Annotated in this window: 13 protein-coding genes; 8 read left to right on the top strand and 5 right to left on the bottom strand. The window is 62.5% G+C overall.

Annotation, left to right across the window (positions count from 1 at the left end; genetic code table 11):
• Positions 1 to 9: 9 nt before the first annotated feature.
• Genes ACIP0B_RS00280 through ACIP0B_RS00270 form a run of 3 tightly spaced genes read right to left on the bottom strand, consistent with a single transcriptional unit; the run spans position 10 to position 5,709 of the window.
• Positions 10 to 1,398, bottom strand: a complete 1,389-nt coding sequence (locus ACIP0B_RS00280; protein WP_400828773.1) for an efflux transporter outer membrane subunit — start codon at positions 1,396 to 1,398, stop codon at positions 10 to 12.
• The gene (locus ACIP0B_RS00275; RefSeq protein WP_400828771.1) at positions 1,395 to 4,535 is read right to left on the bottom strand and encodes an efflux RND transporter permease subunit; all 3,141 of its coding nucleotides are present in this window, start codon (positions 4,533 to 4,535) and stop codon (positions 1,395 to 1,397) included. The genes ACIP0B_RS00280 and ACIP0B_RS00275 overlap by 4 nt, the downstream gene beginning before the upstream one ends.
• A gap of 43 nt (positions 4,536 to 4,578) precedes the next feature.
• A complete protein-coding gene (locus tag ACIP0B_RS00270; protein WP_400828769.1) occupies positions 4,579 to 5,709 on the bottom strand; it encodes an efflux RND transporter periplasmic adaptor subunit in 1,131 nt (376 codons plus the stop codon).
• Positions 5,710 to 5,926: 217 nt separating this feature from the next.
• Here ACIP0B_RS00270 and ACIP0B_RS00265 point away from each other — a divergent pair, with 217 nt between their 5' ends.
• A complete protein-coding gene (locus tag ACIP0B_RS00265; protein ID WP_400828767.1) occupies positions 5,927 to 6,691 on the top strand; it encodes an IclR family transcriptional regulator in 765 nt (254 codons plus the stop codon).
• A gap of 140 nt (positions 6,692 to 6,831) precedes the next feature.
• Here ACIP0B_RS00265 and ACIP0B_RS00260 read toward each other — a convergent pair whose 3' ends face one another.
• Positions 6,832 to 7,719, bottom strand: coding sequence for a LysR substrate-binding domain-containing protein (locus ACIP0B_RS00260; RefSeq protein ID WP_400828765.1), 888 nt, complete (start codon positions 7,717 to 7,719; stop codon positions 6,832 to 6,834).
• Between the two features lie 119 nt (positions 7,720 to 7,838).
• Between ACIP0B_RS00260 and ACIP0B_RS00255 the strand changes: the two genes are divergently transcribed.
• Entirely contained in the window at positions 7,839 to 8,792 is a 954-nt protein-coding gene (locus ACIP0B_RS00255) for an amidohydrolase family protein (RefSeq protein ID WP_400828764.1), read from the top strand.
• Between the two features lie 205 nt (positions 8,793 to 8,997).
• On the opposite strand, the gene ACIP0B_RS00250 is transcribed toward ACIP0B_RS00255, so the two are convergent.
• Positions 8,998 to 9,750 (bottom strand): SDR family NAD(P)-dependent oxidoreductase, encoded by a 753-nt coding sequence (locus ACIP0B_RS00250; RefSeq protein ID WP_400828762.1) that lies wholly within the window; start codon positions 9,748 to 9,750, stop codon positions 8,998 to 9,000.
• A 103-nt stretch (positions 9,751 to 9,853) separates the two neighbouring features.
• Here ACIP0B_RS00250 and ACIP0B_RS00245 point away from each other — a divergent pair, with 103 nt between their 5' ends.
• From ACIP0B_RS00245 to ACIP0B_RS00220, 6 genes are all read left to right on the top strand, one after another.
• On the top strand, positions 9,854 to 10,765 hold the full coding sequence (locus ACIP0B_RS00245; RefSeq protein ID WP_400828760.1) for a LysR family transcriptional regulator: 912 nt from the start codon (positions 9,854 to 9,856) through the stop codon (positions 10,763 to 10,765).
• Positions 10,766 to 11,017: 252 nt separating this feature from the next.
• Positions 11,018 to 12,334, top strand: coding sequence for an alkaline phosphatase D family protein (locus ACIP0B_RS00240; protein ID WP_400828758.1), 1,317 nt, complete (start codon positions 11,018 to 11,020; stop codon positions 12,332 to 12,334).
• Between the two features lie 86 nt (positions 12,335 to 12,420).
• Positions 12,421 to 13,827, top strand: a complete 1,407-nt coding sequence (locus tag ACIP0B_RS00235) for a hypothetical protein (RefSeq protein ID WP_400828756.1) — start codon at positions 12,421 to 12,423, stop codon at positions 13,825 to 13,827.
• Between the two features lie 389 nt (positions 13,828 to 14,216).
• The gene (locus ACIP0B_RS00230; protein ID WP_400828754.1) at positions 14,217 to 15,041 is read left to right on the top strand and encodes a MipA/OmpV family protein; all 825 of its coding nucleotides are present in this window, start codon (positions 14,217 to 14,219) and stop codon (positions 15,039 to 15,041) included.
• 72 nt (positions 15,042 to 15,113) lie between these two features.
• Positions 15,114 to 15,803 carry a response regulator gene (locus ACIP0B_RS00225; RefSeq protein ID WP_400828752.1) on the top strand — a complete coding sequence of 230 codons (690 nt, stop codon included), beginning with the start codon at positions 15,114 to 15,116 and terminating at the stop codon, positions 15,801 to 15,803.
• Between the two features lie 10 nt (positions 15,804 to 15,813).
• Positions 15,814 to 16,989, top strand: a complete 1,176-nt coding sequence (locus ACIP0B_RS00220) for an ATP-binding protein (RefSeq protein ID WP_400828750.1) — start codon at positions 15,814 to 15,816, stop codon at positions 16,987 to 16,989.
• The last annotated feature ends 1 nt before the right edge of the window (position 16,990 follow it).

The raw sequence follows: 16,990 nt of genomic DNA, 5'->3' as shown, positions 1-16,990 counted from the left end.
GCCGCGGCATCACTGGCTGCCTCCGCCCAGTGCCTTGTACAACGCGATCAGGTTCTGGCTGCGCGCCAGTTGAGTGCTCACCAGTTCCTGCTGCGAAGCGAACAGGTTGCGCTGGGCGTCCAGGCTGTTCAGGTAGGTGTCCACCCCCGTCTCGTAGCGTTGCTGGGCCAAGGTGTAGCTGCGGGCATTGGCCTGCATCAGCAGGGTCTGGGCGGTGACCTGATTGTCCAATTCGCGTCGGGCGACCAAACCATCGGCGACCTCCTGGAAGGCGACCTGGATCGCCTTCTGGTAATTGGCCACCTCGATGGACGTCTGCACCTTGGCCACGTCGAGGTTGGCCTGGTTGCGTCCCCAGTTGAAGATCGGCACGTTGATCGACGGCACGAAACTCCAGGCGCCTTGCCCCCCCGAGAACAGGTCGCCCAGTTGGCGGCTGGCCGATCCCGCCGAGGCGGTCAGGCTGATGCTCGGGAAGAACGCCGCCCGGGCCGCGCCCACGTTGGCGTTGGCGGCCTTGAGCGCATGCTCTGCGGCGAGGATGTCGGGACGCTGGGCCAGCACCTGCGAGGGTAGCCCTGCCGGCAGTGACGCGCCCAGCACCATCGCCTCAGGCGTGGAGCCGGCCATCTGCCCCGGCGCCAGCGGCTTGCCCGCCAGCAGCACTAGCGCATTGCGGTCCTGTTCCACCAGGCGCTGGTACTTGGCCTCGCTGGCCTGGGCCGAACGCACGGTGCTCTCCGCCTGGCTCAGATCCAGCTCGGTGGCCACATCCTCCTGGTAGCTGCTGCGGGTGGTGAGGTAGCTCTGCCGCTGGCTTTCCAGGGTCTGCTTGCTCAACGCCAACGACTGCAGGTCCGCCTGCAATTGGTAATAGGCGTTGGCGACCTCCGCCACCAAGGCGATCTGCGCACTACGCCGGGCCTCGACGGTCTGCAGGTAGGTCTCCAGCGCCTGCTCGTTGAGGCTGCGCACACGGCCGAAGAAGTCCACCTCATAGGAAGCGAAGCCGACGCCGGCGTCATAGCGGTGACTGGTGCCCGTGCGGCCGTCGGCGGACAGGTCCGCCGGTGTGCGCTGGCTGTTGCCGGACACCGTCGCGTCGACCGAAGGCAGCAGGTCGGCGCGGCTGATGCGGTACTGCGCCCGCGCCTTCTCGATGTTCAGCAGCGACACCCGCAGGTCGCGGTTGTTCTCCAGCGCTTCGCCGATCAAGGCCTTGAGCTGCGGATCATTGAAGAAGGTCGCCCAGGGCAGCACGGCGCCGCTCTCGGCGCTCGGCGCATGCCATTCTTCAGCCACCGGCGCCGAAGGCCGTTCATAGTCGGGGATCAGCGAGCAGCCGCCGACCAGGCCCACGGCCAAGGCCAGGGCCGTTTTCAGTTTGCCGTGGCTCATGCGTGCTCTCCTTGTGCCTCGGTGTTGGCCTGCTGCGCCTTGCGGCTGAACAGGCGGGTGATGACCACAAAGAACAGCGGCACGAAGAACACCGCCAGGAAGGTCGCCGTCAGCATGCCGCCGACCACGCCGGTGCCGATGGAGTGCTGGCTGCCTGACCCCGGACCGCTGGATATCGCCAGGGGCAGCACGCCGAGGACGAAGGCCAACGAAGTCATGATGATCGGCCGCAGGCGCTGACGCGCCGCCTCCGCCGCCGCCTGCAACAAGGGCATACCTTCCTCGTGCAGCGCCTTGGCGAATTCGACGATGAGGATGGCGTTCTTCGCCGACAGGCCCACCGTGGTCAGCAGGCCGACCTGGAAGAACACATCGTTGGCCAAACCTCGGCCCAACGTGGCGAGCACCGCGCCGATGACGCCCAGCGGCACGACCATGATCACCGCCAACGGTACCGACCAGCTCTCATAGAGGGCCGCCAGGCAGAGAAACACAATCAGCACGGACACCGCGTAAAGCGCCGGCGCCTGGGAGCCGGACAAGCGCTCCTCGTAGGACATGCCGGTGTATTGCAGGCCCACCCCGTCAGGCAGTTGGGCAACGATGCGCGCCACGGACTGCATAGCGTCGCCCGAGCTGTAGCCCGGCGCCGGTTCGCCCTGGATCTCCACCGCCGGCACGCCGTTGAAGCGTTCGAGCTTCGGCGACCCGTAGGTCCAGTAACCGTGGGCGAAGGACGAGAACTTGACCATCTCGCCGTTGGCGTTGCGCACGTACCACTTGTCGAAGTCTTCCGGCGAGATGCGCGAAGCGATTTCGCCCTGCACGTACACCTTTTTCACCCGACCGCGGTCGATGAAGTCATTGACGTAGGACGAACCCCACGCAGTGCTCATCGTGCTGTTGATGTCGCTGATGCTCACCTGCAGCGCACGGGCCTTTTCCTTGTCGATCACGATCTGGTACTGAGGCTCGTCGCTCATGCCGTTGGGGCGCACGTTGGCCAGCACCGGATCGGCCGCGGCCAGGCGCAGGAACTGGTTGCGGGCCTCGATCAGCTTCTCATGGCCCAGGCCGACGCGATCCTGCAGATAGAAGTCGAAGCCCATGGCGTTGCCCAGCTCCAGGATCGCCGGAGGCACGAAGGCAATGACCGTGCCGTCCTTGATCTGCGAGGCGCGGGCCTGAATGCGCTGCGACAGAGCGAATATATCGGTGCCGTGCTCGCCGCCGCGCGCTTCCCAAGGCTTGAGCCCCACGAACAGCATGCCCGAGCTCTGGCCGCGGCCGGCGAAGTTGAAGCCGTCGACCGTGTACGCCGACTCAATCAAGCCACCCTCGTCGTGCAGCAGGTAATCGCGGATCTCGTTGAGCACCACCTGGGTGCGCGCGGCGCTGGTGTTGGTCGGCATCTGCACCTGGACGAACATCGTGCCCTGATCCTCACCCGGCAAGAACGCCGTGGGGATCTTGGGGAACAACCAGCACAGCGCCACTACGATCAGGCCGTACACGCCCAGGAACAGGGCCTTGCGCTTGGCGATCCCCGTTACCCCGACCTTGTAGCGATCCGCGTTGCGGTCGAAGGTGCGGTTGAACCAGCCGAAGAAGCCCTTTTTCTGATGATGGTCATGGTCGATCGGCTTGAGCAGCGTCGCACACAACGCCGGGGTGAAGATCATCGCCACCAGCACCGACAGCGCCATGGCCGCGACAATGGTGATCGAGAACTGGCGGTAGATGATGCCCGTGGCGCCGCCGAAGAACGCCATCGGCACGAACACGGCCGAAAGCACCATGGCGATGCCCACCAGGGCGCCTTGGATCTGCCCCATGGATTTGCGTGTGGCGTCCTTGGGCGAAAGCCCCTCCTCCACCATGACCCGTTCGACGTTTTCCACCACCACGATGGCGTCGTCCACCAGCAGGCCGATGGCCAGGACCATGCCGAACATGGTCAGGATGTTGATGGTGAAGCCGAACGCCGCGAGCACGCCGAAGGTGCCCAGCAGCACCACCGGCACCGCCAGGGTGGGAATCAGCGTCGCCCGCAGGTTCTGCATGAACAGGTACATCACCAGGAACACCAGGACGATGCCTTCGAACAGGGTCTTGACCACCTCGTGGATCGAAGCGCCGACCGCCGGCGAGGTGTCATACGGGTAGATCACCTTCAGGCCTGCCGGCAGGTAGGGCTCCAGCTCGCCGACGGTGTCGCGCACCCGCTGCACGGTATCCAGCAGGTTGGCGCCCGTGGCCAGGCGCAGGGCGATGGCCGCAGCCGGCTTGCCGTTGTAGGTGCCGGAAATGGAGAAGTCCTCGGCGCCCAGGCCGACGGTGGCGACGTCCTTCAGGCGCACCTGGGAGCCGTCCGGATTGACCTTGAGTAGGATCTCCAGGAACTGATCGGCGCTCTGCATCCGCGACATGCCCAGCACGGTGGCGTTGAGCTGCACGCCTTTGTGGGTCGGCAGGCCGCCCAGCGAACCGGAGGACACCTGGACGTTCTCGGACCTTACGGCGTCGATCACGTCCTGCGGCGTCAGCTGATAGCTGAGCAGCTTCTTCGGATCGGTCCAGATGCGCATGGCGTACTGTGCGCCGAGCATCTGGAAGTCGCCCACGCCCTTGACCCGGGTGATGGGATCCTTGAGGTTGGAGGCGATGTAGTTGCCGATGTCGAAGTCGTCCATGCTGCCGTCTTCGGAATACAGGCCGACGATGAGCATGAAGTTGATCTGGTACTTGGCCACACGCAGGCCCTGGCGCTGAACCTCCTCGGGCAGCAGCGGGGTCGCCAGTTGCAGTTTGTTTTGCACCTGCACCTGGGCGATGTCGGGATCGGTGCCCTGGTCGAAGGTGACGATGATGGTCATGCTGCCGTCGCTGTTGCCCTCCGACGAGATGTAGCGCAGGCCGTCGAGGTTGTTCAGTTGCTGTTCGATGACCTGCACCACCGTGTCTTGTACGGTCTGCGCCGAGGCGCCCGGGTAGGTGACGGTGATGCTCACCGCAGGCGCGGCGATGTTGGGGTATTGGTTGACCGGGAGCTTCATGATACTGAAGCACCCGGCGAGCATGATCACGATAGCGATCACCCAGGCGAAGATCGGCCTGTTGATGAAGAACGATGCCATTTGAATTTACCGAAAAGTGGCGGCGCTGCCGGAGCAGCCCTGGTTACTTCGAGCTGACGATGGATTGCAGCGGTGCGACGTTGCCGGCGGCCACCGGCTTGAGCGCGATGCCCGGGCGCACCCGCTGCACACCCTCGGTGACCACCCGTTCGCCGGCGCTCAGGCCGGACTCCACCAGCCACTGGTTGCCCACGGTGCGCGAGGTGCGGATGTGGCGCAGTTCCGCCTTGTCGCCCTCGCCCAGCACCCAGGCGGTCGCCTCGCCCTTGAGATCGCGGGTCACGCCTTGCTGCGGCACCAGCAAGGCCTTGCGGCGCACGCCTTCGACCAAGGTGCCGTGGACGAACATGCCCGGCATGAGGATGCCGTTCGGGTTGGGGAATTGCGCACGCAGCGTGACCGCTCCGGTGGTCGGGTCGACCGTCACTTCGGAGAACTTCAACGCGCCCGGCTGCGCGTAAGGCGTGCCGTCTTCGAGGGTCAGGTCGACCTTCACCTGGCCGGGCCCGACCATCGCCAGGTGCCCGGCATCCAATTCGCGGCGCAGCCGGAGCATTTCGGTGGAGGCCTGGGTGACGTCCACGTAGATCGGATCCAGCTGGTTGATCGAGGCCAGTTCCTGACTTTGTCCGGCGCTGACCAGCGCGCCTTCGGTGACGTTCGAGCGGCTGATCCGGCCGTCGATCGGGGACAGCACACGAGTGTATTCAAGGTTGATGCGTGCGGTCTTCAGTTCGGCCTCGGCCTGTTTCCAGCTGGCCTGGGCGTCGTCGAACTGCTGGCGGCTGATGGCCTTGGTGTCCAGCAAGCGCTGGTAGCGCTGGGCCAGGTTGCGCGCGGTGTCGCGGTTGGCCTCAGCCTTGTCCACCGCGGCCTGATAGAGCGCCGGATCGATCTGGTACAGCTGCTGACCTTTGCGCACCACGGTGCCTTCGCTGAACAGGCGCTTCTGCACGATCCCGCTCACCTGCGGCCGCACCTCGGCCACCCGGTAGGCGGTGGTGCGGCCAGGCAGGTCACTGCTGAGCAACAGGTCCTGCTCCTTCAGTTCAACGACCCCCACTTCAGGGGCTGAGGCCGGAGCCGCCTTGGGCTCGGTCTTTTCGCACGCGGACAGCGCGAGGGTCATCGACAGCAGGGCACCGAGGCCCCGCGAGGTTCTGCTGATCATCATTTCTCCTTGGACAAGACGCCGGCCCGGATGCCGCACAGGGGACTGGCGGTGTCTCGGACATTGAGCGATTCTTAATGTACCGCATTACGGTACCGTGTACCGCATTATGATACAAGCAATGCGATAAAAGAAATCCGTCGCTGCCGAGCGCAGGACGAACCTGTACACTCGCCCGGCCGTCAAGGTGCAGGCGGCAAAGCCGTTTTCGAGGAAAGTGATGAGCAGCGACAAAGACAACGCAGACGAACAGCGCAGCGGCGGCATTCAAGTCATCGCGCGCTCCAGCGCCATCATGCGGGCCTTGGGTGCCCAGCCCCAGGGCTTGAGCCTGGCCGCCATCGCGCAAGCCACCGGCCTGCCCCGCTCCACCGTGCAACGCATCATCGGCGCGCTGGAGGCCGAGGGCCTGGTCGAAGGCCTGCCGGGCAGTGGCTATCGCCTGGGCCCGGCGCTGGGCCAACTGATCCACCACGCCCATGGCGACATCATTTCCGTGGCCCGGGAGTCGCTGGAGCAACTCGGCGAGACGCTGGGCGAAACTGTGGTGCTGTCGTGCATCCGCGGCAAGCAGACCAACGTCATCATCCGGGCGATCAGCGAGCAGGAACTGCGCGTGGTGATCCCGCTCGGCCGCTCGCTGCCCATGCACGCCACCGCCGATGGCAAGGTGCTGCTGTCCACCCTGAGCGACGACGCCATCCGCGAATGGCTACCGGCCTCCCCGGAAAAGCTCACGCCCAACACCCTCGACCTGCCCGCCCTGCTGTCGCAGATGGCGGACATCCGCCGCGACGGGCTGGCCGTGGACATCGAGGAGCACACCCCGGGCGTGAGCGCGGTGAGCCTGTTGATCCCCACGTTCATGGGGCCGCACGCCGTGTCGGTGGTTGCCCCCACCGCGCGCTTCAAGCCAAGGCTGGCGGAGTTCCGCGCAGCCTTGGCCCGGTTCAAGGTCGCCCTGGACAAGCAATTCGAAGCCTGACCGGAGGGCTTCGCCCCCCTGAACCTTCAAAAGGCCTTGACCACGGTCAACCGCAGCAGCGAGCCCATAGGACTGGCCTCGCTGCCCGCCGTGGCGCTCACCTCCTTGTAGATGGACATCGAGACGATCGACTACCGGCCTCAGCCTAGCTCACGGCTGCTGAGCAGCTCCAGGTAGCGTTGCGTAGCGCCCCACGCCGTGCCCTGGCGAGTGACGGCCACGAGTTCCGAGATCGGGACACTGCCCGCAAGCTTCCGGTAGATGACATTTGGCGCTGCCACATGACGCAATGGTGCTGGCACCAAGGCCAGCCCCAAACCGGCACCGGCCAATGCCAGGACCGACAAGGTGCTGCCCACTTTATGGGCAATATGCGGCTCGGCCTCCAACAACTGACGCAGCATCACCCTCTGTCCCTCGTCATCCTTGTCCGCGGCATAGGTGACAAAAGGCTCATCGCGTAACTCGGCGGGCCGTAACGTGCGCCTGGCGGCAAAGGGATGTTGGCTGCTCATGGCCACCATCCAGGACCAAGTACCCAATGACCTCAGGCTCAAACCGGGAGGCAGGTCCGCCCCCAACAACGCGCAATAGCCCACGTCCAGCCGCCCACCCAGCAACGCCTCGAATTGCGCGGCTGGCGCCATCTCATGAAGTTCCACTGCAACTTCAGGGCAGGCCGCATGAAAGGCCAGCAGATCCTCGGATAGACGCCCGGCGGCGACCGCGTTCCCCACAAAGCCGATACGCACCAACCCGCTTTCACCGCGCACGGCCCGTTGCATCACGCGTTGGGTGTGCTCCGCCTGCTCGACTGTACGCCGGGCTTCCACCAACAGGATTCGACCGGCGTCCGACAAGCTGACCTTACGTGTACTGCGCTCGAACAGCGTGACACCCAACTCCTCCTCCAGCGCCCGAATCTGCGCGCTGAGCGCTGGTTGCACGATGTGTAGTCGCTCAGCGGCACGGCCAAAATGCTCTTCTTCGGCCAAGGCAATGAAATAGCGCAAATGACGCAGCTCCATAGCTCACACTCATCATCAATTATGATTAATAATAATTTTTAAACTATTGGAGTGATAATTCAAGCCGACCTACTCTGCGCCCAGACGTTACTCCCCCACCTGAGCAAAGGAGCAAGACCATGTCCCCGACAAACCGCATTGACGTTCATCAGCATGTTATCCCGCCATTCTGGGCCGAGGCGCTGCCGGCACACGGTGGTGATCCATCAGGCTGGGGCAGCCCGCAGTGGAGCCCCCAAAGCGCTATCGACTTCATGGACACCCAAGGTATCGCCACCGGCGTGCTGTCGCTTACTGCGCCAAGCGTGCAAGGCTGGAGCGCCCAGGCCAAACGTGAGATGGCTCGCAAGGTGAACGAATACACCGCGGGTCTGGTGGCGCAACACCCGACCCGCTTCGGTAACTTCGCTACATTGCCGATGCCTGACATCGAGGGCTCGTTGCTGGAAATCGACCACGCTTTCACTGTGCTCAAAGCCGACGGCGTAGTCCTACTGAGCAATTACGGCGGCCAGTATCTGGGTGATCCTGAGTTCGAGCAGGTTTGGGCTGCCCTTGACCGCCATCAGGCCACGGTGTTCATCCACCCAGGCAAGCCAGCCATCGAGACCCTGCCGGGGATGCCGGGCCCACTGGTCGACTACCCCTTCGACACCACCCGCACCGCCGTGCACATGGTGCTCAATGGGGTGATGAGCCGCTACCCGCGCGTCAACGTGATCCTGTCCCACGCCGGCGGCTTCCTGCCCTATGCCGCGCATCGCTTCGCCGAGCTGGCGCCAGGTGTACGCAGCGACGTGCCATCGACCGAAGAACTGCTGCAACTGTTCCAGCGCTTCTATTTCGACACGGCGTTGTCGGCAGGCCCTGCCGCCCTGCCGAGCTTGACGGCGTTCGCCGGCGTCGGCCGCATCCTTTACGGCAGCGATTATCCCTATGCGCCAGCATCGGTAGGGGCGTCGTTCACCGCAAAACTGGATGCTTACGACATCCTGCCGCCTGCCGAACATGCGCTCATCAACCATGGCAACGCACTGACGCTGTTCCCGCGCTTGGCTCAGCAATTCGCCTGACCGTCTGAACACGTTCTGACTGATGACAATGCCCCTGTGCTGTTGCAAGGGGCATTTGTCTATGGTCGATCCTGTGTAACGTCCCGATCTGCGTCAGTCTTTAGCTTTAAGGAATCGGGTGGGCTGGCGCCTCAAGAAGTCAAACAGCTCAACGCCCTAAAGCGTTGAGCTGGAGACCGTACTGCTGAAAGGCAGATCGTCAAGATCAGATCTGCGCCTGCCCCCCGTCGACAAACAATTCAGCCCCATTCACAAAGCTCGAATCATCACTCGCAAGGAACACCGCCGCATTGGCGATCTCGACAGGCTCACCCACTCGTCCCATCGGCACTTGCGAAGCCAGGTAGTCGAGCAACCCTTGCTGCTGCGCTGCATCTTGGCCAGCCAGGTCGACCAGGCCGGGCGTACGGGTCGCACCTGGGCTCAGGGTGTTGACCCGGACTGCACGGTCCTTCAGATCCAGGATCCAGCTGCGGGCGAAGGCCCGTACCGCGGCTTTAGAGGCTGAGTAGACGCTGAACGCCGCAGTGCCCGAGCTGCCGGCCGTGGAGCCTGTGAGGATGATGGAGGCGTTCTGTGCCAGCAGAGGCAAAGCCTTCTGAACGGTGAACAGCACGCCTTTTACGTTGCGGTCGAAGGTGTCGTCGTAGTGGGCTTCGGTAATTTCGCCCAGTGGCAGCATCGAGCCGCCGCCGGCGTTGGCGAACAGCACGTCGAGACGTCCGTGGGTCTGGTTGATGCGGGCATACAACGCATCGAGCTGGTCGAGCCGCGTGGAGTCGACGGCGATGCCGGTTGCGTTGCCGACCAGTTCCACGGCCTTGTCCAGTTCCGCTTGGCGGCGGCCGGTGATGTAGACGTGGGCGCCCTCCTCGGCGAAGCGTTTGGCGGTGGCCAGGCCGATGCCGGTGGTGCCGCCGGTGACCAGTGCGATTTTGCCTTCGAGTTTCTTGCTCATGATGTTTCTCCCGTGGGGGTTGTGATTCGGTGTGGGAGAAGCGTATCGACCTCGGGATGCTTTCAAAATAGAATCATTTGAAAGTCATCATTGCAGAATTGAAATGCCAAGAATTCCGGATTTCGAAGGGCTGGCGATGTTCGCCAAAGTGGCCGAAGAAGGCTCTTACGCGGCTGCCGCCAGGGCCATGGGCGTGTCGGTGCCTACGGTGTCGCGAGCGGTCGCGCGCCTGGAGGAACGGCTAGGCGGTCGCTTGTTCAACCGCACGTCACGCCAACTCTCAATGACGGAGTTTGGCCGGCGCATGGTCGAGCAAGCGAGTGCGATGTATCGCCAGGCCGAAGAGATGGAAAGCGACGCCCAGGAGCTGTCTGTGCAGCCACGGGGATTGGTGCGGCTGGCGGTGCCCATGTCGTTCGGCTTGCGCTGGGTCACACCGTTGCTCCCTGAGCTGTTGGCGCGCTACCCGGCGCTTGAGCTGGATCTGCACCTGTCGGACTCGACCGTCGACCTGGTCGCCGATGGCTTCGATGCGGCCTTGCGGATCGCCGCCCTCCCCGACTCGTCGCTGGTCGCTCGACGGATCTGTTCGGTGAGCCAGCACCTGGTGGCAGCCCGGTCCTATCTGGCCCGGCAGGGCCATCCGACCCATCCGCGCGATTTGGCCGCCCATGCGTGCATGAGCTACGCCTACCGGGCACGCAGCCAGGTATGGCGGTTCACCCACGATGACGGGAGCGAACAGGATGTAACACCCAGCGGCCCGCTGCGCGTCACCAACGCTGACGCCTTGGTCGCGCCTTTGCTGGCCGGGGTGGCCATCGCTGAGCTTCCGGAATTCATCGCCGCCGAATACCTGGCCGATGGACGTCTGGAGCGCATCCTGCCTGAGTGGCACATGACGCGAGGCGGTCTGTACTTCGTGACTCCGTCAGCGCGTGCGCGGCCGAGAAAGGTTCAGGCCCTTTCCGATTTCTTTGCCGAGCATCTTTCGAAGCCTGGCTGGCGGAAGTAAATGCCAGCTTGCGGTACCTTGCTTCGAGAATGAAAAACCAATACGACTCAATTGCTGGAGCAGATGTTTTTTGCAGGGTGCCTGGCAGTCCTCAATCGCAAATCTACAATCCACTCACGCGCTCATGACTCCTGTCACGAAACCATTTGCTCGTCAGAACAAGCCGTTCGATTCGTAGTGTCCTAAGCGCCACTTGACTAAGCCGCAATGGCTTAGAACGTTATGGAAACGCCTGCAAAAAGGAGCATTCGAATGCCAAGGCTTATTCTGGGGCACACCACCGATACCACTGCCAGGGTCTGGGTCAGAGCATCAAACCGCTGGCCGATCGCTTTCCTTCAGTTGGTCAACCCTGCCAACAACAAGATCTTGTCGCAACTTTCGGTCCCTACAGCGGAAGCGGAGTTCTACACCGCGGTTCATGACTTCGTAGGCTTGAGCGCCGATACGGACTACAAGGTCAAGGTGGCTTTTGGCAAGACAGCAAATGACCCGCCGGATGCACGTATCAGGGATGCCTATGCCGAGGGTCGGTTCAAGACATTCCCAACCACGAACCAGCAGCCTTTCACCTTCCTGCTCGGTTCCTGCAACTTGCACTCACTCGGGATTCTGGAGCGACCGGATCAGTCCTGGATGACCATTTCCCGGGTCGCAGCAAAGACCCAGGCACGGTTCATGATTCATGCCGGCGACCAGATCTATGCCGATATACCGTTCAAGCCCGATGCGAGCCTGGAGCATTACCGGGACAAGTATCTGGACGCCTGGGATGACTGCGTCCCGGCCAAAAGAGTGCTGACAGAGTTGCCGCATTACATGATCCTGGACGATCACGAGATCTTTGATAACTACGAGCACGGCAGCGGAGAACTCGGCAGTACCCTGCCCCGCATCGCCCTCAAGGCCTACTGGGAATTCCAGCATTCGCACAATCCGAAAACCCTGGGAACAGCCGACCAGTATTACTACACATTCAGCTATGGCAGCGTTCAGTTCTTCGTGCTGGATACGCGGACGTCACGCATTTCCAGCCTCAACCAGATGATCGACGACAAGCAGCTCAAAAGTTTGCTCAGTTGGATGACCCAGTACAAAAGCAACACCAAGTTCATCGTGACCAGCGTGCCATTCGTGGGGGCCGTGAAAAATCCGGAGCGGGACAAATGGTGTGATCCAGCCTTCACGGTTCAACGAGAAAAAATCCTCGAGCATATCCTGAAGAACGGCATCAGTGATGTTGTGTTCCTGACCGGAGACATGCACACCTCGTACTGTGCCGAGATGAACATCTCTGACAGTGCCGGCAACAAAACCGTCATCCATGAACTGATGTCCAGCCCGATCAACCAATTTACCCCTAGCCTGCCTCTGGAGTTCTACTACGACAGCCCGAACACACAAACCGGAAGTGGTCTGCAATACCAGTCCACGATCAGGAAAAACACCTACTACGGTGGCCATTCGAACGTCATGAGCATCACGGTCACCAGCGGCAAGCCCATTGAGTTCAGCATCTTCAGAACTACGACGGATGTCATGAAACCCGAGCTCAAGGGTAAGCTCTGAGCCGGACTGAAGTCTGGCTTGACGCTGTTTGCGACGGGGATCCGGCAACGGGTCCCCTCACTTCTCCCCGTTAGAGGCCCGGCGCCATGACGATTTTCAGACTCAATCCGAAACTGATGGCAATCGGCGACTCCCTGCCGCAGGGCTGCAGAAGCCTGACGGTGAAGGCCCAGTTCTGTGCGCAATCCTGGCCAGCCAGAATTGCCGCCGAACAAGGCTGGAGTTTCGTATCGCCCGATCATCCGCGTCCGGTGCTTTTTGACCTTGAAGAGGAACTCAGGCGCCTGGATCCCGTGCTGTTCTCTCCCAAGACACTGGCACTGGCAGCGGGCCTGCCTCTACGGCTGACCAACAACCTGAAGCAGTGGCGCACGCAAGCGCCAGGCTCAAAGAATCAATCCTTCGACAACGTGGCCATCGCCGGCAGTGAAGTGCACGACTTGTACAGTCGCTCGGCCAAGCACTACGAAAGCGACATCCGCGATCACACCCAAGGCAACATACTGGAACACCTCGACAGCATTCCGAATCTGCACATTGCGATTAACGGTAAGTACGTGCTGAATCCGCAGGGCAATCCCGACTTCGACGACTTTTCCCAGTTGGACTGGGTCGAAGCCCGGCAACCAGAGATACTGCTGATCCAGTCAGGACACAACCACGGACTGTTCGAGTTCGGATTCCAGGGGAAACACGGACTGGGAATTACTCGAGGAGTCGACCCGCAAGGACGGGACTACTTCGAGCAATGGGCTGTGGTGGCGCAGCGCATTGCGCGGTTGCCCGACGCTGTCCGCCATGTCGTGATTGTCCTGCTGCCGAAGGTCGGCGGCGTTGCTTCGCTGATGCCGAGGACCAACGATCGCGAGAACGGTTACGCCGAATCCTATCTGGTACGCCTGATGCCCCAAGTGCCCAGCCTGGCGGGCACATTGGTCGCCAGCGTCGACCATACGATCGTGGAGGTGAATCAGCGGATCCAGGACATCTTTCTCGATGCGTCGCGATCAACACAGACGCAGGATAGGCTGCACTTTGTCGACAGCTACCAACAGCTGGAGGCGATCGACTACAAGAATCGCCTGGATCCGGCACTGCGCCTGCGGGCGACTTCGGAGCAGTTGATCGACAACCGATACCTGGATGGCAAACTGGATTTTTCCGCAGCACGCCTGACTCGGCTAAAGGCTGGAGGCTATCTCAGTGTGGATGGCATGCACCCAAGCGGATTTGGTTACGCCGATATCGCGTCGAAGGTCATGACCGAATTGAACCTGCCACACAAACGGGAACCGCTGCTGGCAAGAGCGTTCAGGGAAGACGAACTGCTGAGCAACTACCCGTTGGAGCTGGACGCCGTGACCCGCTATATCGATTTGCTCAGGTCATTCAGTCAGGCCAACTGGTTCGTTGCACAGGAGACGCCAACACTGCGAGACGACACCCATTTGACCCAAACGCTGGAAGTGTTCTCGAAGGCTTTTTTCCGGTAGCACAAGGCGAAGGCATCGGTTTTGGCTCTGATCTGAAGTGGATCTACCCGCAGCTCAAGGGCACGCGAATCGACTGCCGCTGGGGCGGCCCGGTTTCGGTGAACGCGGACATGGTGCCGGAAATCAGCTTCATCGAGGACGAGCGCATCATCTACTCAGGCGGTTGGAACGCCAGCAGGGGCGCGACTGATGCCCGGGGCGTGCCGCAGCGCAGAGCACCTCGGCCATTTTTCCCATCTTGATCAAATCTTGAAAAACCCTTGAGCCGGCCTTGTGAATGGCTCCGTAAGCTCCCTCCGTCTGCTCGTTGCGGAACCGTGCAAACCCTCATCGACGGTTCCCCGACGAAGCCCCTCTTCCTCTTTTTGATCTTGATAAGGAATACCCGCGTGCGCGTCATCAATGGACTTCGTAAAGGTCTGATCCTCTCCTTGACATTCAATGCCTCGCTGATCGCCACCGGCGCGCAGGCCGATGAGCCGCGTTCCGGCGACACTGGAATCTTGGGCGACAAGACCGATGTCACCCTTGGCCTCGGCGCCGCCTACGGCCCTCGCTACCTGGGCTCGGAGAACTACACATCGACGGCCCTGCCGATGCTTCGCGTCGAACGCGGGATGTTTTTCTTTGACCTCAAGGAAGGCCTGGGCCTGCAATGGCAATCGCCTTCAGGCTTCAGCGCCAGTGCCTCGATCGGCCAGGACACCGGCCGCGCGGACGGCGACAGCAAGTACCGCTACGGTTCGGACAAGCTCAAAGGCATGGGCGAAGTCGGCAGCTCCACCGTGCTCAACCTGCATGCCGCCCAGCAGCTCACCTCTTGGCTTGCACTGAGGGCCAAGGCCGAGCTGCGCACCGGCGGGGAGAAGCGCGGCGATCAGTACGCCCTTGGTTTCGAAGGCAAGCTGTTCGACGGCGACCGCGACAAGGTCACCTGGGGCTTCGATGCCCATGCCGGCAACGCACGCTTCAACCAGACCTACTTCGGCGTCACCGACCAGCAGAGCGCCAAGTCGCGTTTCGCCAGCTACAAGGCCGACAAGGGCATCTATGCCTACTCGTCCGAACTGTCCTGGATGCATGCGTTCGATGAGCACTGGTCGACCATCGCCGGCGTCGAGCTGACCCACTACACCGACCAGGTCCGCCACAGCCCGATCATCACCAAGGACACCACGGCCGTGAGTTATCTCGGTGTAAACTACGCGTTTTGACGGCACGCCAGCCTCCCCCGAACCTTGCCGTCGCCTGCCCGGGCCTCGGCAAGTCTTGTCTTCGAGCCCTTTATGACCAGCAAACTGATCCTCATCGTCGAGGATGACGCCGACAGCGCGAGCATTCTCGAGGCTTACCTGAAACGGGATTTCTTCGATGTGGCGATCGCCAAGGACGGACTCATGGGCATCGAACTGCACCAGCGGCTCAAGCCCGACCTGGTGCTGCTCGACATGATGCTGCCGGTGATGAACGGATCCGAAGTGCTCAAGACGCTGCGCAAACGCGGCGACACGCCGGTGATCATGGTCAGCGCCATGGGCGATGAGCCGGAGAAGCTCGGCGCTCTGCGGTACGGCGCAGACGACTACGTGGTCAAGCCGTGCAACCCGAAAGAAGTCGTCGCCCGGGTGCATGCGGTGCTGCGCCGGGTCCAGGCCGGCGCCAAGGCCGTGTCCCGGCTGCGTTTCGAATCGCTGTGGCTGGACATGGACAGCCGCTCGGTCGGCGTGGTCCAGGAGGACGGCACGGACCTGCCGGTCGAGCTCACCCCGACCGAGTTCAATCTGCTGGCGATCCTGCTGGGCGCGCCGCAGAAGGCGTTCAGCCGGGAGGATTTGCTGGCCCGCTGCCTGCCGGACAGCGATGCGCTGATCCGGGTGGTCGACACGCATATCCACAATATCCGACGCAAACTCGAGCTTCAGGGCATCACCGGCGTGCTGGTGACGGTGCGCTCGATCGGCTACCGATTCCACTGAGGCCGCTGCGATGAACAAACCGGTCACGCTGTGGAAATGGGTCGGTTGGCGCATGGGAATCATCGCCGGCAGCGCCGTCGTCTCGATGGCGATGATCATGTGGGTCCGCTACCTCTGGTGGCAGAAAGAGGTCAACGCCAACATTCCTCTGAGCGCGCAACAGCGCTTCGCCTCGCTCATGGAGCAACCCGCCGGCCATGAGGCCGAACTGTGGGCCTACATCACCCGCTACTACCATTTCGATGACATCCGCCCGGGCATCACCGGCGCCGACTGGTGGACCATCGCCCTGCTCCTCGCCGCCGCGCTTCCGCTGATCGTCGCCACCGGTTTTCTGCTGGTGCGCCCGCTGTCGAGGCGGTTCATCGGGATTGCCGCGGCGGCGCAGAAGGTCGCGGGCGGCAACCTCAACGTGAGCCTTCGCGTCAGCGAAAGAATGCCGCTGGAGATGCAGCGCCTGACCAGCGACTTCAACAGCATGACCCGTCGGCTCAGGCTCTACGAACAAGAGGTGCAGGCGTCCAGCGCCGTGCTGGCCCACGAACTGCGCACGCCCCTCAACGCGGCCATGGGCCGGGTTCGCGGGATGATCGACACCGTGTTCCCCGCCAATGAGGAGCAGCTCGGTCTGGTGCTCAATCAGTTGGAGCACCTGAACCTGCTGGTCGATGACCTGCTTTTGCTGTCCCTCGCCCAGGCGGGCCAATTGCCCCTGACGAAGACCACCTTCAGCGTCGAGGAGCTGCTGCACGAGCGCATCAACTGGTTCAAGCCGCAACTGGCCGACGCCGGGCGGGAGGTCAAGGTCAGCGGTCTTTCGCCGCTGCCGATCAGCGCAGACCGCAACCGCATCGGCCAGCTGTTCAACATCCTGCTGGACAACTACCTGCGCTACGCCGCCACCGGGGGCGATCTGCACATTCAGGGGCGTCCGGATCCGGAGCGCTTCACGCTGATCTTCAGCGACCGCGGCCCCGGTTTGTCCGAAGCGGCGCTGCAGCGCGTGTTTCAGCGATTCTGGCGCCAGGAGCCGTCGCGCAGCCGCGGTGCGGGCGGGAGCGGGCTGGGGCTGTCGATTGCGTTGGCGATCTGCACCGCCCACGGCGGCGAGATCGCCGCACGCCGAGGCGCGCAAGGCGGAATGGAGATTGAGATCAGCTTGCCCTGCTCGCGCTCAGAGGCATAAG

Source organism: Pseudomonas sp. NPDC089534 (genome assembly GCF_044749305.1).
In the GTDB taxonomy this organism is placed as follows: Bacteria; Pseudomonadota; Gammaproteobacteria; order Pseudomonadales; family Pseudomonadaceae; genus Aquipseudomonas; species Aquipseudomonas ekonensis.
The sequence above is the reverse complement of the archived record's forward strand: the minus strand, read 5'-3'. Positions and strand labels throughout refer to the sequence as shown.